Origin of the sequence: Ralstonia insidiosa (genome assembly GCF_008801405.1) — a bacterium.
In the GTDB taxonomy this organism is placed as follows: Bacteria; Pseudomonadota; Gammaproteobacteria; order Burkholderiales; family Burkholderiaceae; genus Ralstonia; species Ralstonia insidiosa.
Window position 1 is genome coordinate 2,487,342 of record NZ_VZPV01000001.1, and the last position, 21,818, is coordinate 2,509,159.

The 21,818-nt window shown below is 63.0% G+C and carries 17 protein-coding genes and 1 tRNA gene; 6 read left to right on the forward strand and 12 right to left on the reverse strand.

Going from position 1 to position 21,818, the window contains the following annotated elements:
* Window positions 1-62 precede the first annotated feature (62 nt).
* Complete coding sequence (locus F7R11_RS11830) at window positions 63-455, forward strand: nuclear transport factor 2 family protein (protein ID WP_064803742.1); 393 nt, start codon at window positions 63-65, stop codon at window positions 453-455.
* Window positions 456-499: 44 nt separating this feature from the next.
* On the opposite strand, the gene F7R11_RS11835 is transcribed toward F7R11_RS11830, so the two are convergent.
* The 3 genes from F7R11_RS11835 to F7R11_RS11845 all read right to left on the reverse strand — a co-directional run bounded on the left by F7R11_RS11835 (window position 500) and on the right by F7R11_RS11845 (window position 2,854).
* Window positions 500-575: transfer RNA gene (locus F7R11_RS11835), tRNA-His, on the reverse strand.
* A gap of 89 nt (window positions 576-664) precedes the next feature.
* Complete coding sequence (gene dusA, locus F7R11_RS11840) at window positions 665-1,699, reverse strand: tRNA dihydrouridine(20/20a) synthase DusA (RefSeq protein WP_082932827.1); 1,035 nt, start codon at window positions 1,697-1,699, stop codon at window positions 665-667.
* A gap of 42 nt (window positions 1,700-1,741) precedes the next feature.
* A complete protein-coding gene (locus tag F7R11_RS11845) occupies window positions 1,742-2,854 on the reverse strand; it encodes an enoyl-CoA hydratase/isomerase family protein (RefSeq protein WP_064803746.1) in 1,113 nt (370 codons plus the stop codon).
* A 148-nt stretch (window positions 2,855-3,002) separates the two neighbouring features.
* On the opposite strand from F7R11_RS11845, the gene F7R11_RS11850 reads away from it, so the two are divergent.
* Window positions 3,003-3,917 (forward strand): sterol desaturase family protein, encoded by a 915-nt coding sequence (locus F7R11_RS11850; protein WP_064803748.1) that lies wholly within the window; start codon window positions 3,003-3,005, stop codon window positions 3,915-3,917.
* Between the two features lie 66 nt (window positions 3,918-3,983).
* On the opposite strand, the gene typA is transcribed toward F7R11_RS11850, so the two are convergent.
* Window positions 3,984-5,804 (reverse strand): translational GTPase TypA, encoded by a 1,821-nt coding sequence (gene typA / locus F7R11_RS11855; RefSeq protein WP_021194262.1) that lies wholly within the window; start codon window positions 5,802-5,804, stop codon window positions 3,984-3,986.
* A gap of 238 nt (window positions 5,805-6,042) precedes the next feature.
* Between typA and F7R11_RS11860 the strand changes: the two genes are divergently transcribed.
* The 4 genes from F7R11_RS11860 to F7R11_RS11875 all read left to right on the forward strand — a co-directional run bounded on the left by F7R11_RS11860 (window position 6,043) and on the right by F7R11_RS11875 (window position 11,102).
* Window positions 6,043-6,564 carry a MarR family winged helix-turn-helix transcriptional regulator gene (locus F7R11_RS11860; RefSeq protein WP_192840349.1) on the forward strand — a complete coding sequence of 174 codons (522 nt, stop codon included), beginning with the start codon at window positions 6,043-6,045 and terminating at the stop codon, window positions 6,562-6,564.
* A 65-nt stretch (window positions 6,565-6,629) separates the two neighbouring features.
* Window positions 6,630-8,198, forward strand: coding sequence for an AdeC/AdeK/OprM family multidrug efflux complex outer membrane factor (locus tag F7R11_RS11865; RefSeq protein WP_064803751.1), 1,569 nt, complete (start codon window positions 6,630-6,632; stop codon window positions 8,196-8,198).
* Between the two features lie 46 nt (window positions 8,199-8,244).
* Window positions 8,245-9,531 carry an HlyD/EmrA/EmrK family protein gene (locus F7R11_RS11870; protein ID WP_064803753.1) on the forward strand — a complete coding sequence of 429 codons (1,287 nt, stop codon included), beginning with the start codon at window positions 8,245-8,247 and terminating at the stop codon, window positions 9,529-9,531.
* Window positions 9,532-9,545: 14 nt separating this feature from the next.
* Complete coding sequence (locus F7R11_RS11875) at window positions 9,546-11,102, forward strand: DHA2 family efflux MFS transporter permease subunit (RefSeq protein ID WP_021194258.1); 1,557 nt, start codon at window positions 9,546-9,548, stop codon at window positions 11,100-11,102.
* A gap of 70 nt (window positions 11,103-11,172) precedes the next feature.
* Here F7R11_RS11875 and truB read toward each other — a convergent pair whose 3' ends face one another.
* From truB to F7R11_RS11915, 8 genes are all read right to left on the reverse strand, one after another.
* Window positions 11,173-12,117: a tRNA pseudouridine(55) synthase TruB gene (truB, locus tag F7R11_RS11880; protein ID WP_064803755.1), complete on the reverse strand. Its 945-nt coding sequence runs from the start codon at window positions 12,115-12,117 to the stop codon at window positions 11,173-11,175.
* 2 nt (window positions 12,118-12,119) lie between these two features.
* On the reverse strand, window positions 12,120-12,491 hold the full coding sequence (gene rbfA / locus F7R11_RS11885) for a 30S ribosome-binding factor RbfA (protein WP_031329194.1): 372 nt from the start codon (window positions 12,489-12,491) through the stop codon (window positions 12,120-12,122).
* 126 nt (window positions 12,492-12,617) lie between these two features.
* Complete coding sequence (infB, locus tag F7R11_RS11890; protein ID WP_064803757.1) at window positions 12,618-15,512, reverse strand: translation initiation factor IF-2; 2,895 nt, start codon at window positions 15,510-15,512, stop codon at window positions 12,618-12,620.
* Between the two features lie 65 nt (window positions 15,513-15,577).
* Window positions 15,578-17,053 (reverse strand): transcription termination factor NusA, encoded by a 1,476-nt coding sequence (gene nusA / locus F7R11_RS11895; protein ID WP_021194254.1) that lies wholly within the window; start codon window positions 17,051-17,053, stop codon window positions 15,578-15,580.
* Window positions 17,050-17,538: a ribosome maturation factor RimP gene (gene rimP / locus F7R11_RS11900; RefSeq protein WP_021194253.1), complete on the reverse strand. Its 489-nt coding sequence runs from the start codon at window positions 17,536-17,538 to the stop codon at window positions 17,050-17,052. The genes nusA and rimP overlap by 4 nt, the downstream gene beginning before the upstream one ends.
* Window positions 17,539-17,744: 206 nt before the next feature.
* On the reverse strand, window positions 17,745-19,544 hold the full coding sequence (rluB, locus tag F7R11_RS11905; RefSeq protein ID WP_064803759.1) for a 23S rRNA pseudouridine(2605) synthase RluB: 1,800 nt from the start codon (window positions 19,542-19,544) through the stop codon (window positions 17,745-17,747).
* 101 nt (window positions 19,545-19,645) lie between these two features.
* Complete coding sequence (gene scpB, locus F7R11_RS11910) at window positions 19,646-20,488, reverse strand: SMC-Scp complex subunit ScpB (protein WP_064806344.1); 843 nt, start codon at window positions 20,486-20,488, stop codon at window positions 19,646-19,648.
* 497 nt (window positions 20,489-20,985) lie between these two features.
* Window positions 20,986-21,729 carry a sulfite exporter TauE/SafE family protein gene (locus F7R11_RS11915; RefSeq protein WP_021194250.1) on the reverse strand — a complete coding sequence of 248 codons (744 nt, stop codon included), beginning with the start codon at window positions 21,727-21,729 and terminating at the stop codon, window positions 20,986-20,988.
* Window positions 21,730-21,818: the final 89 nt, after the last annotated feature.

Genomic DNA, 21,818 nt, shown 5'->3' on the forward strand with positions numbered 1-21,818 from the left:
GCAAAATGCGAAGCCACGCGGGCTGCGCGGTATGCTTGAGCCTTTCCCAGGAGGCTTGCCGCATGGAACCGTCTCTGGACACTGCTCCCGCTCTACTCAACGTGCTGGAAGATTTGCGCCGGCGCGAGCCCATCTTCCACAGGCCGGAATTCGGCACCCGCCGAGAAGATTTCGAGCGCATGACAACGGAGGATTTCTGGGAAGTCGGTGCTTCGGGCCAACGCTATAGCCGCAGCTATGTGCTCGGCGTGCTGGATGCCCGGCATGGGCACATCGGGGAGGATTTCTGGCAAACGCGCGACTTCCGCTGCCAGGAAATCGCACCGGATAACTATCTGCTGACCTACACGCTGGTGCAATCGAATCGCACCACACGCCGATCAACACTTTGGCGACGCACGATGGATGGCTGGAAGGTCGTGTACCACCAGGGAACCATCGTGGCAGACGCCTGAACGCAAAAAAGCCCGCAAGAAGCGGGCTTTTTTACTGAAACTTTTGGGGTGACCGATGGGATTCGAACCCACGACAACCAGAATCACAATCTGGGACTCTACCAACTGAGCTACGGCCACCGTTGTACGAACAGCTTAAACTGATTGCTGCCCGACGAAAAACGAGATTATACAAACATTCTTCCGGCGTGACTAGGGGGTGGCGCAATTTATGCCGCGACCGCCTCCTCGCCAGATTCTTCGCCACGCCGCAGGTGTGCCCGCGCCTCATCAAACAGCGCATGGGCATCCGCCAACGTCTTAACGCGAGCCAGCGCCTTGGAGTCCGACAACACGCGTCGCCAGCCGCGCGCACCCGCCACGCCACGATACAGCCCCAGCATGTGCCGCACCGCCGCGCCGGCGTAACCACCACGCTCCACCCAGCGTCCGACGTAGGCAATCATTGCGTCCTCCACCTCGGCGCGCGTGAGGGCCGGCGTGCCGGCATCATAGTAGCGCGCGTCAAACGCGGCCATCAGGTGCGGGTGGTGATACGCCTCGCGGCCGATCATCACGCCGTCGACGTGCGTCAGATGCGTGTCGATCTGCTCCAGCGTCTGCACGCCGCCATTGAGCAGGATCTCCAGATGCGGGAAATCACGCTTGAGCTGGTAGACCACCTCGTAGCGCAGCGGCGGAATCTCGCGGTTTTCCTTCGGGCTCAAACCCTTCAGGATGGCGTTGCGCGCGTGGACGATGAAGGTCTCGCAACCGGCCGCGGCGATAGTGCCGACGAAATCGCGTACGAAATCGTAGGTTTCGATGGCGTCGATGCCGATGCGGTGCTTGACCGTGACTGGAATCGACACGGCGTCGCGCATCGCCTTGACACCCTCCGCCACCAGCTTCGGTTCAGCCATCAGGCACGCGCCGAACGCGCCACGCTGCACGCGCTCGGATGGGCAGCCGCAATTGAGGTTGATCTCTTTGTAACCCCACTGCTCGCCGAGGCGCGCGGCCTTGGCCAGATCGTCGGGCTCGCTGCCGCCCAGTTGCAGTGCGACGGGGTGTTCGACTTCATCGAAATCGAGGTGACGCGGCACGTCGCCGTGCAGCAGCGCGCCCGTCGTCACCATTTCCGTGTAGAGCCAGGTATGGTGGCTGATCTGGCGGTGGAAGTAGCGGCAATGCCTATCCGTCCAATCCATCATGGGGGCAACGGACAGGCGGCGCGGGTTCGGCGTAGGGCGTTCAGCAGTCACAGCAAAATCAACGGTTCAATTCAAGCGCGCAGTTTACCGGTTCTAGTCCGACAACCCCAGCAGCGGATGCTGCTCGCGGCGCCACGGCGAGACAAAGAACGCGGCCACTTCGTCGTCACGCACGGTGTCAATGCTCGCGTGCTTCCACTTGGGTGAGTGATCCTTGTCGACGGCCAGGGCGCGAATGCCTTCGATGCCATCGCCCTCAGCAAACACGTGCGTCATCATGTCCAGCTCGCGGCACAGTTCATCGGCCAGCGTGGTGTGACGGCCGCGGCGGATCAACTCCAGCGTCACGGCCATCATCAGCGGCGAGCGCTTGGCCATGTGCGCAGCGGTCTGCGCGGCCCACTCGGCGTCAGTGCTGCCGGCCAGATTGGCCAGAATTGCGGGGATGGTGGCTTGGCTGAAACACGCATCGATCGCGGCGCGGTGCGGGATCACGATCGCTTTGGCGGCGTCTGGCACCGTTGCGGCTTCGGTGAAGCACGCGGCGATCTGCTCGGCGCTCTGCCAGGTACCTTCGCGCAAACGCTGCACAACGGTGGATAGCGCCTCAGTCGTGACATGGCAATCGGCCAGGCCAACTGACAGCGCATCCGCTGCCTCGATCATCTGCCCGGTCACGCCCAGGTATTCGCCCACATGGCCCGGCACGCGCGCCAGGAACCAGCCGCCGCCCACATCCGGGAACAGGCCGATGTTGGTCTCGGGCATGGCCATTTTCGTACGCTCGGTCACCACGCGCAGCGACGCACCTTGCGAGATCCCCATGCCGCCACCCATCACGACGCCGTCCATCAGGGCGATATAGGGCTTGGCGTATTGGAAGATCAGGTGGTTGAGGCGGTATTCCTCGGTGAAGAAGGTAACGAGCTGCGTGTGCTCACCCGCCGTGGCGGCGCGGTGGAAGAAGCGGATGTCGCCACCCGCGCACAGGGCCTTGCCGCCCTCACCGCGCAGGATGACGGCGTGGACTTCCGGATCGTGCTGCCAGGCCAGCAGCGCATGCGACATCGCGCGGATCATCTCCAGCGACAGCGCGTTCAGCGCTTGCGGCCGGTTCAGCGTCAGCCAGCCGATGCCGCCGCGTACCTCGGCGATCACGTTGGGTTGGACTTCGGCCTGGGGCGCGGTCAATGCAGTGGATTCCATGTCTCTCGAGTGTTGTTGTACGAATAACGGGTCGCACTGTACACGACGCGCTTCTTAAGCGAGGAAGGGCTCTAGCCCGCCCCCTTTCGCGACACGGGTGTTGGGCGTATATCTGCGAATTGGAGACAACACACATCACAACAATCAGATGAATCCTGCCAATGGCGCCGCCGGCGCGTCCAGTTTCGACCCGGGCCTGATCCTGCTGGCCTTCGCACCGGTCTTCCTGCTGACCATCGGCGCAGAGGCCTGGTATTGGCGCAAACGCGATCCGTCCATCTACAGCCTGAAGGACACCGTTTCAAACGCCTGCCTCGCGCTCATGCACCAGGCATCGGACGCGTTTTTCCTGTGGCTGATGATCAAGACCGTGTATTCGTGGACGTACAGCCATGGCCTGCGCGCAGTGCCTGAGACATGGTGGTCGTTCGCCCTGCTCTTGCTGTTGCAGGACTTTCTGTACTACTTCTTCCACCGCGCCAGCCACCGCGTGCGCTGGATGTGGGCGTCGCACGTGACGCATCACTCGTCGGAGGGCATGAATTTCTCGACCGCGTTCCGGCAGAGCCTCACCTACCCCATCTCAGGGATGTGGCTGTTCTGGATTCCGCTGGCGTGGATCGGCTTTACGCCGGATTGGGTGATCCTGGCCGTGGGCCTGAACCTGGCGTTCCAGTTCTTTGTACATACGCGGCTGGGCGCGCTGGATTCGCGCTACGCGGGCTTCTGGCGCTGGCTCGGGCAATACGTGAACACACCGTCCGTACATCGTGTGCACCACGCCAAGAACCCGCAGTACATCGACCGCAACTACGCCGGCGTGCTAACCATCTGGGATCGCATATTCGGCAGTTTCGTGCCCGAGGAAGAAGCGCCCACCTTCGGCATCACGCGGCAAGTCCACACGCACAACCCGATCACCCTCACCTTTCATGAATGGCGCGATATGTGGACCGATGTGTTTCGCGATCGGGACATCCGCTATCTGTGGAAGCCACCCGAGTGGCGCAGCCCGCGTTCGGCCGCAACGGCAGAACCGAGCAGCATTGGCTCACCTTCCTGAGCACAACGCATCAAAACAAAACGCCCCGAAACCTCGGGGCGTTTTTGTTGGCAGATCGACTGGCGATCAGACCGCTTCTTCACGCGATGCGCGCTTGCGCTCGTGTTCCTTCAAGTGACGCTTGCGCAGGCGGATGCTCTTCGGCGTAACTTCCACCAGTTCGTCGTCGGCGATGAATTCCACCGCGTATTCGAGCGACATCTGGATCGGCGGCACCAGGCGCACGGCTTCGTCAGTACCCGACGCACGCACGTTGGTCAGCTGCTTGCCCTTGATCGGGTTGACGACCAGGTCGTTGTCGCGGCTGTGGATGCCGATGATCATGCCTTCGTACAGCGCATCGCCCGGCGACACGAACATGCGGCCGCGATCCTGCAGCTTCCACAGTGCGTAGGCCACGGCAGCGCCGTCGTCCTGCGAGATCAGCACGCCGTTGTGGCGCTCGCCCAGGTCGCCTTCCTTGACCGGGGAGTAGTCGTCGAAGATGTGGCTGATCAGGCCGGTGCCGCGCGTCAGCGTCAGGAATTCGCCCTGGAAGCCGATCAGGCCACGGGCCGGGATGCGGTATTCCAGGCGCGTACGGCCCTTGCCGTCCGATGCCATGTCGAGCAGTTCGCCCTTGCGGCGGCCCAGCTCTTCCATCACGCCGCCCTGGTGGCCGTCTTCCACGTCCACGGTCAGGCGCTCGAACGGCTCGTGCTTCACGCCGTCGATTTCCTTGAACACCACGCGCGGGCGCGACACGGCCAGCTCGTAGCCTTCGCGGCGCATGTTTTCCACCAGAATCGTCAGGTGCAGTTCGCCACGGCCCGACACTTCGAAGATCGTGTCGTCGCCGGTGTCCTTCACGCGCAGTGCCACGTTGGACTTCAGCTCGCGGTCCAGACGGTCGCGCAGCTGGCGGCTCGTCACGAACTTGCCTTCACGGCCAGCCAGCGGCGAGGTGTTGACGCAGAAGTTCATCGTCAGCGTCGGCTCGTCCACCTTCAGCATCGGCAGCGCGTCCTGAGCGTCCGGCGCGCACACGGTGCAGCCGATGCCCAGTTCTTCAATACCGTTGATCAGCACGATGTCGCCGGCTTCCGCTTCGGGCACGATCTCGCGCTCCAGACCGCGGAACTTCAGGACCTGGTTGACTCGGCCCTTGATCGGCGCGCCTTCCGGGCCGAACTTGACCACCACGTCCTGCAGCGGACGCACACGGCCACGCGTGATACGACCCACGCCGATCTTGCCGACGTAGCTCGAGTAATCCAGCGAGATGATCTGCAGCTGGAGCGGGCCGTTCGGGTCATCGTCACGCTGCGGCACCTTCTCGAGAATGGTATCGAACAGCGGCTTCATATCGCCGCTGCGCACATCGTCGGTCAGGCCGGCATAGCCGTTCAGGCCCGAGGCATACACGATCGGGAAGTCGAGCTGCTCGTCAGTGGCACCCAGCTTATCGAACAGTTCGAAGGTCTCGTTGATCACCCAGTCCGGACGTGCACCCGGGCGATCCACCTTGTTGACCACGACGATCGGCTTCAGGCCCAGGGCCAACGCCTTGCGTGTCACAAAGCGCGTCTGCGGCATCGGGCCTTCTTGGGCATCCACCAGCAGCAGCACGCCGTCAACCATCGACAGCACACGCTCCACTTCACCGCCGAAGTCGGCGTGCCCCGGCGTGTCGACGATGTTGATGTGCGTGCCGTTGTACTCGACCGCGCAGTTCTTGGCCAGGATGGTGATGCCGCGCTCTTTTTCGATGTCATTCGAATCCATCACGCGCTCGGTGAGCTGCTCGTTCTCGCGGAACGTACCGGCTTGACGGAGGAGCTGGTCGACCAGGGTGGTTTTGCCGTGGTCAACGTGGGCAATGATGGCGATGTTGCGAAGCGCGCGCATGGGATGTGAACTCGAAAAGACGTGACACGAGCTCAAAAACAGCTCGCGGAATAACCTGACATTCTAGCATGCTGCGATGCGCAAGACATGACGCGCTCTGACGAATCTATGAAGGGATGTCGCGCAAGCGGCTCATGGATCACGCATTATTTCTAAAACTGGAATCACACATTCAGCACCTTGCTGTTTGCTGCGCAGATTCGTATATTTGTCCGGACAATGATTGTGCATACATAAGATGTCCGAACAGACAAGACCCACCACCGAAGTTGCAGCCACCGGAGCCCTGTTCCGGGTGGAGGACTACCGCATGTGCGAAAGCGTGGGCTACCTCGTCGGACGCGCCAAGACGGCGCTGTCCATGGCGATCGAGCAGGAAGTCGCGCAAATGGACGTGACACATTCCCAGGCCAGCTGCCTGGTGCTGCTCGCCAACGGCCGCTGCCAGACGGCAACCGACCTCGGCCGCGAACTGAACACCGACATCGGCTCGCTCACCCGCATGCTGAGCCGCATGGAAAAGCGCGGCCTGATCGAGCGCGTGCGCAGTGAATCCGACCGCCGCGTCGTACACCTGGAATTGACCGTTGCCGGCCGTGAACTGGCCGACCGCATGCCCGCCATCTATACCCATGTGCTGAATCGCTTCTTTGCCGGCTTTTCGCACGCCGACGTCGATACGCTGCGCGGTCTTCTCAAGCGCATCCTCGACAACGGCGCCGCTACCGAAGGCAACCGTCTGCGCCCCGCCGATCACTAACGCCGACCCGCCTGAATTGCAGCAAACGTTTTTCGCTCTCCCGATCGCCTGACACCTCAAACAACATGAACGCCTTGAACTCCGCCTCCCAGGCACTTGGCCCCAGCCGCCGCACGGGCTACCCCCGGGCGCAATGGCCGGCACGCCTGGGTGTGGCGCTTTCCGCCATTGCGCTGGCCGCACTGGCAGGCTGCGCCAACCTCGGCAACTCGCACAGCACGCAGACGCTGACCCAACCGGGGCAGTTGGCCAGCGCGCAAACGCTGCCCTCGCAGGGGGGCCAGTGGCCGACGATGAACTGGGTCGACCAGTTCAACGATCCGCAACTGCATGCGCTTGTCGACGAGGCGATCAAGGACAACCCCAACCTGCAGGTCGCCTTTGCCCGCGTGCGGGCGTCGCGCGCGATGGCGGATGTCGTACGCGGCAACCTGTACCCGAGCGTAGGCCTGGATGCGGAGATGACGCGCCAGCGCCTTTCCTCGTATGACCTGTTTGAAGGCACCCCGCTGGGCGGCAACTGGTTCACTGAATCGAAGATCCAGCTGGGCGTGAGCTACGACCTGGACTTCTGGGGCAAGAACCGCTCCGCACTGGAAGCCGCGCTGTCTGACGACAAGGCAATCGAGGCCGAAAGCCAGGCCGCCCGGTTAATGCTCTCCACTACCGTGGCGCGCACCTACGCCAAGCTCGCCGCGCTGTATGCCCAGCGCGACGTGGCCCAGCGAGCCATCGACCAACGCAAGGACTTGACCAACCTCGCAAGCCAGCGCGTGCGTGCTGGTCTGGATACGCAGGTCGAGACCACGCAGGCGCGCGCCAATGTGGCCGCAGCGCAAACCGAGCTGGAACAAGTCGACGAGCAGATTGCCCTGGCGCGCAACCAGTTGGCCGCGCTGCTCGGCAAGGGCCCGGACCGCGGCCTGTCGATCACCCGCCCAACGCTGCTGGCACAAGGCACGCCCAAGCTGCCGAACAATCTGACGATCGACCTGATCGGCCGCCGCCCGGACCTCGTGGCCGCGCGCTGGCGTGTCGAGGCCGCATCGAAGGATATCGACGTGGCCAAGGCGGAGTTCCTGCCGGATATCAGCCTGACCGCCTTCCTGGGTGTGGCGTCGATCCTTCCGGAGAACCTGCTGCTGGGCAATTCACGCCAGCTTGGCATCGGCCCGGCACTGAAGCTGCCGATCTTCCAGGGCGGCAAGCTGCGCGCCAACCTGCGCGGCAAGTACGCCAACTATGACGCAGCCGTTGCCAGCTACAACCAGACGCTGACCGAAGCCCTGCACGACACGGCAGACCAGATCACCGCGCTGCACAGCATCGATACGCAGATCGCCATCCAGCGCACTGCCCTGACAGAAGCCGAGCGCTCGTACAGCCTGGCCCGCACGCGTTATGGCGCGGGCCTCGGTACGCAGCTCACCGTGCTGAATGCCGAGACGACGGTGCTGCAGCAACGCAAGCTCGCGACCGACCTGCAGGCACGTCGCCTGGATGTGCAGATGGCGCTGATCAAGGCGCTCGGCGGCGGCTATACGGCAGAAGAACTGCCCGGCGCCAAGCCAACACACTCGGCACCCGACACAACGACCGGCGAGGCTGCCCAACAAGCCCCGTCTCATAGCTGATTTGAATTGAACCAACCGTTCCAACGCATTCTTTCGAGCCAACATCATGAGTGACAACAAGCCCCAAGCCGCCCCGTCCGCTGCCCCCGCTCCCGCAGCCCCGACCGCGGCGCCCAACGGCAATGGCAACGGAAAACGCAAGCGCATGCTGACCACGCTGGCCGCCGCACTGGTGGTCGCCGGCGTCGGTTATGGCCTCTACTGGGGCCTGTATGGCCGCTGGTTCGAATCCACCGACGATGCGTACGTGCAAGGCAACGTGGTTCAGGTGACGCCGCAGGTGGCGGGCACCGTGGTGGCCATCCGCGCTGACGACACGCAGCTCGTGACCTCGGGCCAACCGCTGATCGAACTGGATCGTGCCGACGCGCGCGTCGCGCTGGAACAGTCCGAGGCCGCGCTCGCGCAGACCGTGCGTCAAGTGCGCACGTTGTACTCGAATACCAGCGCGTATTCGTCTGCACTGGCGCAGCGCCAGTCGGATCTCGCCAAGGCGAAGGACGACCTCGCACGCCGCAAGCAGATCGCTGGCACGGGTGCCGTGTCGCAGGAAGAAATTTCGCACGCGCAAACCGCTCTGCAAGCTGCCGAAGCCGCCGTTGAAACCGCCAAGGAACAACTGCAAGGCAACCGCGTGCTGACCGAGCAGACCACGCTGGAGCGTCACCCGAACGTGCTACAGGCCGCCGCCAAGGTGCGTGAAGCCTATCTGGCCTACGCACGTACGAGCCTGCCGGCAACGGTAACGGGCTATGTGGCCAAGCGCTCGGTGCAGGTTGGCCAGCGCGTTGCCCCGGGCACGCCGCTGATGGCCATCGTGCCGCTGGACCAGCTCTGGGTTGACGCCAACTTCAAGGAGGTGCAGGTGCGCCACATGCGCGTGGGCCAGCCGGTTGAGCTGGAAGCCGACGTGTATGGCAGCAGCGTGACGTACCACGGCAAGGTGGTTGGCTTCTCGGCCGGTACGGGCTCGGCGTTCTCGCTGCTGCCGGCACAGAACGCCACGGGCAACTGGATCAAGGTGGTGCAACGCCTGCCGGTGCGCGTGTCGCTCGACCCGAAGGAGCTGAAGGATCACCCGCTGCGCGTGGGCCTGTCGATGATCGCCAAGGTCGATATTCATAACGAAGGCGGTCAGAGTCTGGCCTCCACGCCGGCAGCGTCGCCGCTGGAAACCAATGTGTACGACCAAGCCGGCAAGGATGCTGACCAGGTCATCGCCAGCATCATCGCCACCAATAGCGGCCGTGGCGCGCCCAATGCGCCTGCCCCTGTCACCGCACCGGCAGCCGCCTCCGCACCGCGCGCATCGCAACCCGCACCCAAGGTCTAAAGAGGGCATCAAGCATGGCAACTGCCGCGCCCAAGCCGCCACAACCACTGACCGGCGCCAAACTGGCGATCGGTACAGTGGCGCTGTCGCTGGCTACCTTTATGAACGTGCTGGATTCGTCCATTGCCAACGTGTCGATCCCGGCCATTTCGGGCGACCTGGGCGTGGCGCCGAACCAGGGCACGTGGGTCATTACCTCGTTTGCGGTGGCCAACGCCATCTCGGTGCCGCTCACGGGTTGGCTGACGCAACGTTTCGGACAGGTGCGCCTGTTCATCACGTCGATCATCCTGTTCGTGCTGTCGTCGTGGGCGTGCGGGCTGGCGCCCAACATGGGCATGCTGATTACCGCGCGGATCATCCAGGGCGCAGTGGCCGGCCCGATGATTCCGCTGTCGCAGGCGCTGCTGCTGTCGACGTATCCACCCGCCAAGAGCTCCATGGCGCTGGCGTTATGGGGCATGACCACGCTCGTCGCGCCAGTGATGGGGCCCATCCTTGGTGGCTGGATCTCCGACAACATGAGCTGGCCGTGGATCTTCTACATCAACATCCCGGTGGGCATCGGGGCTGCGTATGCAACCTGGGCCATCTACAAGGATCGTGAATCGCCTACACGTGCGTTGCCTATCGACAAGATCGGTCTGGCGTTGCTCGTACTCTGGGTCGGCTCGCTGCAGTTGATGCTGGACCGCGGCAAGGAACTCGACTGGTTCAACTCGACTGAGATCGTTGTGCTGACCGTCGTCGCCATCGTGGGCTTCGCCTTCTTCCTGATCTGGGAGCTGACCGAAGACCACCCGGTGGTGGATCTGACGCTGTTCAAGGGGCGCAACTTCAGTGCCGGGGTGGTCGCCATCTCGGTGGCGTACGGGCTGTTCTTCGGCAACCTGGTGATCCTGCCGCTGTGGCTGCAAACCATCGTGGGCTACACCGCCACCGACGCGGGCCTGATCATGGCGCCAGTGGGCATCTTCGCCATCATCCTCTCGCCTGTCATCGGTAAGAACCTGCCGAAGATGGATGCGCGCTGGGTAGCGACAACGGCGTTCCTGACGTTCGCGCTGGTGTTCTGGATGCGCTCGCACTTCACCACGCAGATCGACACGAGGACACTGCTGATCCCGACGCTTATCCAGGGCGCAGCCATGGCGATGTTCTTCATTCCGCTCACGTCGATCATCTTGTCGGGCCTGTCGCCCGAGCGGATTCCGGCGGCATCGGGCCTGTCGAACTTCGTGCGGATCATGTTCGGTGGTATCGGTGCGTCGATCTCGACCACAATCTGGGACAACCGCTCTGCGCTGCACCACGCACAACTGGTCGAGCATGCGAATGCGTACAACCCGGCCTACACGTCGTCGATCAACCAGTACACGCAGCTGGGCATGCCCAACCTGCAAGCCAACGGCGTGATCGAGCGCACGATCACGCAGCAGGCCGCAATGCTTGGTGCCAACGATATCTTCTGGATTTCGGCGGTACTGTTCATCGGGCTGATCGGCTTTATCTGGCTGACCAAGCCGGCAAAGTCGGCCGGTGGCGCGGAGGCAGCGGCTGGCGCGCACTGACGGAAACGTCGCTCAAACAAAAAGCCACGCAGCAACGCGTGGCTTTTTGTTGTCCGTCGAACAGAACAGCTCAGAGGTGAACGAGGCGCTCGGGCCTCAGGGCCCCTTCGCGCCAAACTGCCACGCCGAGCAACGAGGTGACGACATCACCGCGTACACCGTAGACACGAACCTGCTCAGCGTTCGGCAACGCCAATCGGAGCGCCAGGCGCTGTCCATGCAGGAAACGGCGGCTGTCTTCGGCATCCAGTTCCACGCGCGGCAGCGTTTGCAGCAGCGCATCAACCGGTGCGAGCAGCGCTGCACGGTGCTCCTCCGGCGCGGCTTCCACGGCCTCGAGCGTGACCGCTGCCTCCAACTTCAAGTTGCCGACTTGCGTACGACGCAGCGCGATCAGGTGTGCACCACAGCCCAGCATCTCGCCAAGATCCTCGCCCAGCGTGCGGATGTACGTGCCCTTGCTGCATGCCACACGCAGCGTGACGGTTGGTGCCGCAGATTCCAGATCCGTCGCCAGCACATCGATGGAGCGAATCGTCACGCGTCGTGCAGCGCGCTCCACGGTTTGCCCAGCACGCGCGTACTCATACAGCGGCTTGCCGTCTTTCTTCAGGGCGGAATGCATCGGCGGCACCTGGTCGATCTCGCCGACAAAGCGCGCGACGGCAGCCTGCAATTGCTCGGGCGTGACCGATACCGGCCGCTCGCTCAGCACCTCGCCTTCAGCGTCTGCGGTACTCGTCTTGATGCCCAAACGCACAACCGTCTCGTACGTCTTGTCCGCGTCGAGCAAGTCCTGTGAGAATTTGGTCGCCTCGCCAAAGCACAGCGGCAGCAGACCGGTCGCCAGTGGATCCAGCGTGCCGGTATGGCCGGCCTTCTTTGCCCACAGCAGACGCTTGGTGCGCATCAGCGCATCGTTGCTCGACCAGCCGATCGGCTTATCCAGCAGCAGCACGCCGTGCACATCGCGGCGCGGCGGCTTCTGAGGCTTGGGCGCGTGTTGCTCGGCCATCGTCAGTCGTCTTTGGCGCGCGTGGCGTTAGCTTCGTCGATCAGGCGAGACATCTCAATCCCGCGCTCGAGCGAGCCGTCAAAGTGGAAATGCAGCGTCGGCACGGTGTGGATATGCAAGCGCTTGAACAGCAACGAGTGCAGGTAGCCTGCTTTCTCGTTCAGGATGGCAGCGGCAACTTCCGCCTCGGCACCCAGCACCGTGAAGTAGATCTTGGCGTGTGCGTAGTCCGGCGTGAGCGTCACGGATTGCAGCGTCACCAACCCCATCGCCGGGTTCTTGATCTCGCGCTGGATCAGTTCGGCCAGATCGCGCTGGATCTGGTCAGCAATGCGCAGGTTACGGCCGGCGGCCGATCCCGATTTCTTCGGCATAGCGTGTTCCCCATACGACGCCGCCAGCATGCGCTGGCAGCGCCAAAAAGACAAAACGGTGGCGCGGGACGCGCCCGGGCCACCGTCGCAAAGTCGAGCCGGACACCGTAGCGTCCGGCCCACGCATTACAGCGTACGTGCCACCTCGGTGATCTCGTAGATCTCGAGGTGATCGCCTTCCTTGACGTCGTTGAAGTTCTTGATCGACAGGCCGCATTCGAAGCCTTGCTTCACTTCCTTCACATCGTCCTTGAAGCGCTTGAGCGAATCCAGCTCGCCCGAGAAGATGACCACGTTGTCGCGCAGCACACGCACCAGCGAGTTCCGTTTGACGAAGCCATCCAGCACCATACAACCAGCCACTGCACCAACCTTCGGCACGTGGAAGACCTGGCGCACCTCGACGGTACCCGTGGTCTCTTCGCGCTTTTCCGGCGACAGCATGCCCGACATCGCCGCCTTCACCTCATCCACTGCGTCATAGATGATGTTGTAGTAGCGGATGTCGATACCGTGGTGCTCGGCCAGCTTGCGCGCGCCGGCATCAGCCCGCGTGTTGAAGCCAATGATGACGGCCTTCGACGCAGTTGCCAGGTTGACGTCCGACTCGGTGATACCACCCACGGCGGCGTGCACAACCTGCACACGCACTTCGTCGGTCGACAGTTTCTTCAGCGACTGCACCAGTGCTTCTTGCGAGCCCTGCACGTCGGCCTTGATGATCAGCGGCAACGACTTCACGTCGCCTTCGCTCATCTGCTCCAGCATGTTTTCCAGCTTGGCCGCTTGCTGACGTGCCAGCTTCACATCGCGGAACTTGCCCTGGCGGAACAGTGCGATTTCGCGCGCCTTGCGCTCGTCCGGCAGTACCAGCACTTCTTCGCCCGCACCCGGCACTTCCGAAAGACCCTGGATTTCCACCGGGATCGACGGGCCGGCTTCCTTGGCCAACTTGCCGTTTTCGTCCAGCATGGCGCGCACACGACCGTAGGCCGTGCCCGCAAGCACCACGTCGCCGCGCTTGAGCGTGCCGCTCTGCACCAGCACCGTCGCGATCGGACCCTTACCCTTGTCGAGCTGAGCTTCCACCACCAGACCCTTGGCCGGCGCGTTGATCGGCGCCTTCAGTTCCAGCACTTCAGCCTGCAGCAGCACGTTTTCCAGCAGGCTGTCGATGCCTGCGCCCGTCTTGGCGGACACTGGCACGAACGGCACATCACCGCCGTACTCTTCCGGGATCACGCTCTCAGCCACCAGTTCCTGCTTGACGCGGTCCGGATTGGCTTCAGGCTTGTCGACCTTGGTGATCGCCACCACGATGGGCACGCCAGCCGCCTTCGCATGGGCGATGGCTTCCTTCGTCTGCGGCATGACACCATCGTCGGCAGCCACCACCAGAATCACGATGTCGGTCGCCTTGGCACCGCGTGCACGCATGGCCGTAAAGGCCTCGTGACCCGGGGTGTCCAGGAAGGTGATGACGCCGCGATCGGTTTCGACGTGGTAAGCGCCGATGTGCTGCGTAATACCGCCGGCTTCGCCCGCCGCAACCTTGGCGCGACGGATGTAGTCCAGCAGCGAAGTCTTGCCGTGGTCAACGTGACCCATGACGGTCACAACCGGCGGACGGGTTTCGGCTTCGGCGTTGGTTTGCTCCTGCACGTCCCCAACCAGCAGCGCTTCCGGATCGTCCAGCTTGGCCGCGACCGCCTGGTGGCCCATTTCTTCGACCACGATCATCGCGGTCTCTTGGTCCAGCACCTGGTTGATCGTGACCATCTGGCCAAGCTTCATCATCTGCTTGATGACTTCAGCAGCCTTGACCGACATCTTGTGCGCCAGATCGGCCACAGAGATGGTTTCCGGGATGTGCACTTCACGCACGACCGGCTCAGTCGGTGCCTGGAATGCATTGCGGTTGTCGTCGCCATGACGGTTGCGGCCGCCCTTGGAGCCGGAGCGCCAGCCGTCTGCACCACCGCCGGTGTCGCCGCGGGTCTTCAGACCACCACGCTTGCCACCACGGTTGTCGTCTTGCCAGCCCGACTTGCCACGGCCGCCCTTCTTATCACCAGCCGGCGAACCCGGTGCCGGTGCAGCCGCAGGTGCCGGAACTGCCGGCTTCTTGGCTGCTGCCGGACGCGCTTCGCCAGCCGGCTTGACCGGCTTGTGCAGCGTGCCCGATTGCTCGGCCTTCTTGACCTCTTCGGCCTTGCGCTCGGCTGGCGTCTTCAGCACGCGGGCCGGGGCGCTCATCATTTCGCGGATGGCACGCGCTTCGGCTTCAGCAGCTTCGCGGCGCTTGCGCGCGGCGTCTTCTTCGGCCTTGATCTTGTCAGCAGCCACGCGCGCTTCGTCAGCAGCCTTTTGTGCGGCTTCGCGCTCGGTGGCCAGGCGTGCAGCGTCTTCCTCGGCCTTGCGGCGCGGAACTTCATCTGCAGCTTCTGCGGCAGCGCGAGCGGCCACAGCTTCCTCTTCCGCCTTCTTGGCGGCGAGCTCTGCCTGGCGTTTCTGCTCAGCCTCAGCGGCTTCCTGGCGGGCGCGGCGCTCGGCTTCCTCGCGCTCCATCGCTTCCTGGCGGGCCTTCAGCTCGGCTTCCTGGCGGGCCAGCAGTTCCGCCTGCTGGCGTTGCTCTTCCTCGCGGCGCGCGACTTCCTCGGCGTCGATCACCTGCGCCGCAGGCGTAGCCTCGCCTTCCGACTTGGCTGCGTGCGCCTCGTCACGCTGGACCAGCACGCGCTTCTTCTTGACTTCCACTTGCACGGTGCGCGTTTTACCGGTGGCATCCGCTTGGCGGATCTCACTGGTTTCACGCTTGGTGATCGTGATCTTCTTGCGCGCGCCATCCTCGGCACTGCCGTGTGCTCGCTTGAGATAGTCGAGCAGACGGGTCTTGTCCGATTCGGTGATGACGTCTTCCGGCGTCGCCTTTTGCACGCCCGCGGCCTGCAACTGTTCCAGCAGCGCCGAAGCACTACGGTTCAATTCGCCAGCGAGTTGGGCAACTGTTGTGCTTGCCATTCAAACCCTTTCGATGCTTGGTTTTAAGTGAGATTGCGAAAAACGATCAACGCTCGGTCGCAACGTCACGAAAACCAGTGTTCACGCGCCTTCATGATCAGCGCCTTGGCCTGTTCTTCGTCAACGCCGGTCATTTCGACCAATTCGTCCACGGCCAGCTCAGCCAAGTCGTCGCGCGTCTGGATGTTCCCCTCGGCCAGCTTGCCGATCAGCTCCGGGGTCAGCCCCTCGAGGTCGCGCAGGTCTTGCGACACCTTCTCGACCTTTTCTTCCTTTGCCAACTCCATCGTCAACAGCACGTCACGGGCGCGGTTACGCAGCTCGTTGACGGTGTCTTCGTCGAACGCTTCGATTTCCAGCATTTCCTGCAGCGGCACATAAGCCACTTCCTCGAGCGAGCTGAAGCCCTCTTCGATCAGGATGTCGGCAACCTCTTCGTCCACGTCCAGCTTCGCCATGAACAACTGACGAACAACGGAGCTTTCTTCAGCCTGCTTCTGCGCAGACTCAGCCGGCGTCATGATGTTGATCTGCCAGCCGGTCAGCTCCGATGCCAGACGCACGTTCTGGCCGCTACGGCCGATGGCGACGGCGAGATTCTCATCGTCGACGACCACGTCCATGCTGTGCTTTTCCTCGTCCACGACGATGGACTGCACTTGCGCCGGCGCCAGCGCGCCGATCACGAACTGCGCCGGGTCTTCCGACCACAGCACGATGTCCACGGCCTCGCCGCCGACTTCGTTGCGCACTGCCGTCACACGCGTGCCGCGCACGCCAACGCAGGTACCAATCGGATCGATGCGCTTGTCGTGTGCAACGACTGCGATTTTCGCACGCACGCCCGGGTCACGCGCGGCCGCCTTGATCTCCAGCAGGCCCTGTTCCATTTCCGGCACTTCGTTCTCGAAGAGCTTGATCAGGAAATCGGGGCAGGTGCGCGACAGTTCAATCTGCGGGCCGCGTGCGGTACGGTCGACATTCAGGATGTACGCGCGGACACGGTCGCCCGTGCGCAGGTTTTCCTTCGGGATCATCTGGTCGCGTGCCAGCAGTGCCTCGACGCGGCCGGTTTCAACGATCAGGCCTTTCTTGTCGGCACGCTTGATCGTGCCGGTCATGACCTTTTCGCCACGATCCAGGTAGTCGTTCAGGATCTGCTCGCGCTCGGCATCGCGGATGCGCTGCAGGATCACTTGCTTTGCAGCTTGTGCCCCGATGCGGCCGAACTCAACCGACTCGATCTGCTCTTCGATGAATTGATCGACGTCGATGTCGGCGTCCTGCTCTTTGGCCTCGAACAGCAGAATCTGCTTGTCCGGCTCCTGCAGCCCGGCATCATCGGGAACGACCAACCAGCGACGGAAGGTTTCGTGCTCGCCCGACTCACGGTCGATCGCCACGCGCACATCCACGTCTTCTTCAAAGCGCTTCTTGGTCGCCGAAGCCAATGCGGCTTCCAGCGCCCCGAACACCACATCCTTGTCGACGTTCTTTTCGCGCGCAAGCGCATCGACGAGCAACAGAACTTCGCGGCTCATTGCTTGTTCCCTTTGTTTCGATTTCCTTTGAAGTCCAGCACTGGCACCAGCCGGGCGCGGTCGAGTTCCGACAGCGTGAATTCCAGCAGCGCAGGGCCGTCCTTTCCCTCAAACTCGAGGCCGACCCGTTCCTGGCCGAGCTCCCCCGTGGGAGTCTGAATGATCCCCGTGAAATTCTTCTGGCCGCCCACCGGCAGACGCAGCGTCACCTTGGCCTCAAGGCCCGCGAAACGCGTGAAGTCGGACAGCGTGCGCAGCGGGCGATCCAACCCAGGCGACGACACTTCCAGCCGTTCGTAGTTCACGTTTTCGACTTCGAAGACACGCGTGAGCTGATGGCTCACCTTCTCGCAATCCTCAATGACGATGCCATTCTCCGCCTGATCGATATACACGCGCAGCAATCCAGCCGGCGCGCGTTCCACTTCCACCAGTTCGTAGCCCATGGCGGCGAGGGTTTTCTCAATCAGATCAGTCAGATGCACGTTTTTCCTGAAGAATTTCCCGGTACTGCCAACCTGCTGAAGCAAAAAAAAATGGGCGCAACGCCCATATCATTCGCCCATCTTCTACAGGATGACTTTTGATTAGACTCATATTGTAATCCGTCTCAGCGCAAAACGCAAAAATTGCCCTGAACGCACCACAAAATCGGGCGCTGCGACGGATACCGCACACAGCGCCACCACACTTAACGCTTGCCGCCGCGGTTTCCACCGCCACTGCGCGCCTTGTTGCCCATCTTGTTGCCGTTAGGGGCACCGCCACCCCTGCCAGGACGCTTGTTGCCAGGCGCGCGATTACCATCACGCATGCCACCACCTGCACCTGCGCCACCTCGACCGTCCGGCCGAGCCCCCGTGCGAGTGCGTGCCGTCAACGTGGTCGGACCACCCACATTGATGTAGCCCATGGAGGTCTGCATCGGGTCCGGCTGACGAGGATTGGGCTGACGGCGTTGCGCAGGCTGAGCGCGGTTGCCATTCTCAACGCCCATGCCGCGTGATTGGAAGTTCGCTTCGCCGGTAAAGCCCGACGACATCGGCCCCATCAGCACCGGCGCCGGCTGGCGACGGCGATCCCCCTGGCGACTCTTCTCACCCGAGCTGGCCGTCGGGACCTTCATACCCAGCGTGCCCATCAGCGTGCGCACATCTTCGGGCGAGACCTCTTGCCAGCGCCCACGCTTGAGGCCGCGCGGCAGCACAAAACTGCCATAGCGCGTCCGGATCAGGCGCGACACGGTCAGGTTGACCGCTTCGAACATGCGGCGCACTTCGCGATTGCGGCCTTCCGTGAGGGCAACGTGATACCAGTGATTGACGCCCTCACCACCGCCATCGGCGCAACGCAGGAAGTTGGCTTCACCATCCTGCAACTGGATGCCATGCAGCAGCTTCTGACGATCGGTTTCCGCGAGTTCGCCCAGCGTACGCACCGCGTATTCACGCTCAACGCCATAGCGCGGGTGCATGAAGCGGTTGGCGATGTCGCCAGACGTCGTGAAGATCAGCAGACCTTCCGTGTTGAAGTCCAGGCGACCAACGGCGACCCACTTGCCGGTCTTCATGCGCGGCAGCGCATCAAACACGGTAGGACGGCCGTCCGGATCGGATTGGCTGACGATTTCGCCGGCCGGCTTGTGGTACAGCAACACGCGCGGTGGCTTGTTGGGCAGCTTGCGCTGAATCAGCTTGCCGTTCACGCGCACCTGGTCGGTGGCGAGAATGCGCTGACCGATGTGTGCCGGCAGGCCGTTCACCGAGACCCGACCTTGCAGGATCAGGTCTTCCATGTCGCGGCGCGAGCCCAGGCCCGCATCGGCCAGGATCTTGTGCAGCTTGGGCGCATCGTCCTCGGCGGTCAGTTCACGCGCCTTGCTCGGCTGCGATGCGCCGCCGACGTCGGCTTCCGAGTCGTACGCTCCGGAAATCACGTACTGGAAGACGTCGTCAGCGCCTTTGCCACCCTTGCCGCCTTGATTGCCTCGACCTTGGCCGGCTGCTTTGCCCTGCTGCGGCTTGCCATTGCGGCCCTGGCCCTGCCCCTTGCCGCGACCGGGATTGGCACTCTTGCCACCGGCATTTTCGACACGCTCACCTGCCGGCTGGCCCTCACCCTCGCGGCGACGGTTCTTGCCGAAACGGCCACGCGGGCCACGTCGCTCGCCGCGGTCGCCCCGGCCTTCTACGGGCGCACCTTCGACGGGCGCAGCGGCTTCCACGACCACCGGCGCGTCGCCAGCGGCGGCTTCCTTCGGCTTGCGAGCGCGCGGAGCGCGGCTCTTGCGCGGCTGGGCAGGTTGGCCAGCATCGGCAGCCACCTCGCCTGCAGGCGCATCGCCCTCCGGGCGGCCATCCTGCTGCTGACGGCGCGACGCCACCAGGTTGCGCAAGCCCCTGCGCAGCCCTTTGCGGCGCGGCGCGGACGACTCAGCGCCATCGCCTGCGCCCTCTTGACGGGGTGCAGAAGCGTCGGCATCAGCCGGCATACGTGTATCCATGGAATCTGGCAGGGTGCTCACAACGTCTTTCAATTCAAGGGTTCAGACCATGCGCCGCTTGGGGTACCGATTCGGCGGTTGGCATGGCATTACGAGTTCTCATTCGTGGAAGCCGCTGACGGCTCAGCCACAGTCTTGTTCGGATCTTCCGATTCCGCCTCAACGGTTTCGGTTTCAGCTTCAGGTGCGCTCGACCCACTCACCTCGACCTCGGCGGCAGCCTCGACTTCTGCTTGCACAACAGGCACATCCGCTTTCGCCGCTTCGGCTACCAGCGGTTCGGTTGCGTCGGCAGAAGGCGCCTGAGCGCCCTCGCCCGCCGGCGCATCGTTGACCAACGCAGTCAATTCCTGCACCGCAATCGCCCCGCCCTCGAACTCGATTGCGCCCTGCTCCAGCAGGCTTGCCTGCGCCTGGGCACGGGCATCTTCGAGCGGCGGCAGCTCATCCAACGAGCGCAGCCCGAGGTCGTCGAGAAACTGCTTGGTGGTGGCATACAGCGCCGGGCGGCCCGGCACATCGCGATGACCAATGACCTCGATCCAGCCGCGATCCTCAATCTGCTTGATGACCTGCGTGTTGACCGTAACGCCACGAATATCTTCAATATCGCCGCGCGTAACCGGCTGGCGATACGAAATGATTGCCAGCGTTTCCATCACCGCACGCGAGTACTTCGGCGGCTTTTCCGGATGCAGGCGATCGAGATACACGCGCATCTCAGGACGGCTCTGCAGACGCCAGCCCGAGGCCAACGCCACCAACTCGACACCTCGGTTAAGCCAATCCTGACGCAGCTCTTCAAGCAGCACGCGGATGGTGTCCGCGGAAACATCTTCGTCGAACAGCTTGCGCAAGTCATTGACTCGCAAGGGGTCCTGCGCGCAGATCAGCGCGGTCTCGAGGACGATTTTCGCCTCTTGGGTATTCATTCGGTTGAGCGGCTCGTCATTGCTCGCGTCCGGCAGGTCGCCGTCACGCTTGAGGTTTGTCGTCCCGCCGCGACGCACGCGGCATGTCTGAATGCTGTTGCCCGCCCGGGCCCGGCGCGCGAGAGCCAATTGGACCAATTGGGCCTTGCACCGAAACGCAGTGGCTGTGCCCGCAAAAAGGGCCGGAGGAGCGAGTTGATCCGGTGCCGGTCAGGCACCACAAGGGCAAATTTTTCCGCCGCCATGGGGACGGATACTGCACCGGTCGGCTGCCAACGAATCTGGCATCCCGACCGAATCGACTGTCCAGGGCGGCCTTTTTTGTGGCTTTCGCGCTGGATGGCGTCGCTTGACGCCGCGCTTGGGATTGTTGATTTGCGCGGTGGGCGAATCGAATTGTGGTTGATTGTAGGGCAATTTCCTGCGGTGCCGCAACCGGGAAGATGTCTTAGTGCCCCACCCTTGGCCGGATGCTGGTCCGCAGGCGCTTCCAACGGCTACAGCACCAGGCAGAAGCCATGTGCATTGAGCATCTCCGGCAGCCACGCGGCGCACACCAGCCCCCAAACGCCAAAGCCAGTGATAGCAGCGCCCGCCGCGCCGCGCGCCCATTTCCGGCGAGACAACCCTCGCAACCAGCCGGCCAGACCAGACATCATCAGCAGATTCGGCAGCGTGCCCGCGCCAAACGCCAGCATCACAACCGCCCCCGACGATGCGTTGCCCGCCAACAACGCAACAGCCAATGCCCCATAAACCATTCCGCACGGCACAAGCCCCCATGCCAAGCCCGTGACATAGCGCCGCACCAATGGTGGGCTGCGATGCAGGTTTCCACCCAACCGCGCCCCCATTTTCGACAGGGCGCCGGCAAAATAACCAAGCACGCGTTCCAGCCAAGGACTGCGCCATGTATCGCCCGTAGTTCGCACGATCAGCAACAAACCGTAAGCCAGCAGCAACGCACTGGCAAATGCAAACAATCCGCGTTGAATTGGCAGCCACTGCTGGCGCCAAACCGTGGCACCGAGCGCACCCATGATGGCCCCCAACACCGCGTACATGCTGATGCGCCCGGCATGCATGACCGTTTGCTCGAACGCCAGCCTGCGACGCGAAACGATGCGCACCGGCACCTGCCCGCGTTCAGCGGCCAACGCGATGCCGCTGCACATTGCCAGGCAATGCACACCACCGAGCAATGCGATCAGAAAAACGCTCACGAGCGCAGCAACATTCATCTTTTTGACGCTCTTTTGATATGGGCCAAAGTTAGTGTTTTGCTGACGGGAATTCCGTGCATTTCGCGCAATTCACGTTATCGGAACAA

What these genes read in the sequence shown, in the direction of transcription:
- F7R11_RS11830 (WP_064803742.1), top strand. Translation starts at nt 63, where the DNA reads ATGGAACCGTCTCTGGACACTGCTCCCGCTCTACTCAACGTGCTGGAA.
- F7R11_RS11845 (WP_064803746.1), bottom strand. Translation starts at nt 2,854, where the DNA reads ATGGAATCCACTGCATTGACCGCGCCCCAGGCCGAAGTCCAACCCAAC.
- F7R11_RS11850 (WP_064803748.1), top strand. Translation starts at nt 3,003, where the DNA reads ATGAATCCTGCCAATGGCGCCGCCGGCGCGTCCAGTTTCGACCCGGGC.
- typA (WP_021194262.1), bottom strand. Translation starts at nt 5,804, where the DNA reads ATGCGCGCGCTTCGCAACATCGCCATCATTGCCCACGTTGACCACGGC.
- F7R11_RS11860 (WP_192840349.1), top strand. Translation starts at nt 6,043, where the DNA reads ATGTCCGAACAGACAAGACCCACCACCGAAGTTGCAGCCACCGGAGCC.
- F7R11_RS11865 (WP_064803751.1), top strand. Translation starts at nt 6,630, where the DNA reads ATGAACGCCTTGAACTCCGCCTCCCAGGCACTTGGCCCCAGCCGCCGC.
- F7R11_RS11870 (WP_064803753.1), top strand. Translation starts at nt 8,245, where the DNA reads ATGAGTGACAACAAGCCCCAAGCCGCCCCGTCCGCTGCCCCCGCTCCC.
- F7R11_RS11875 (WP_021194258.1), top strand. Translation starts at nt 9,546, where the DNA reads ATGGCAACTGCCGCGCCCAAGCCGCCACAACCACTGACCGGCGCCAAA.
- truB (WP_064803755.1), bottom strand. Translation starts at nt 12,117, where the DNA reads ATGGCCGAGCAACACGCGCCCAAGCCTCAGAAGCCGCCGCGCCGCGAT.
- rbfA (WP_031329194.1), bottom strand. Translation starts at nt 12,491, where the DNA reads ATGCCGAAGAAATCGGGATCGGCCGCCGGCCGTAACCTGCGCATTGCT.
- infB (WP_064803757.1), bottom strand. Translation starts at nt 15,512, where the DNA reads ATGGCAAGCACAACAGTTGCCCAACTCGCTGGCGAATTGAACCGTAGT.
- nusA (WP_021194254.1), bottom strand. Translation starts at nt 17,053, where the DNA reads ATGAGCCGCGAAGTTCTGTTGCTCGTCGATGCGCTTGCGCGCGAAAAG.
- rluB (WP_064803759.1), bottom strand. Translation starts at nt 19,544, where the DNA reads ATGCCGGCTGATGCCGACGCTTCTGCACCCCGTCAAGAGGGCGCAGGC.
- scpB (WP_064806344.1), bottom strand. Translation starts at nt 20,488, where the DNA reads ATGAATACCCAAGAGGCGAAAATCGTCCTCGAGACCGCGCTGATCTGC.
- F7R11_RS11915 (WP_021194250.1), bottom strand. Translation starts at nt 21,729, where the DNA reads ATGAATGTTGCTGCGCTCGTGAGCGTTTTTCTGATCGCATTGCTCGGT.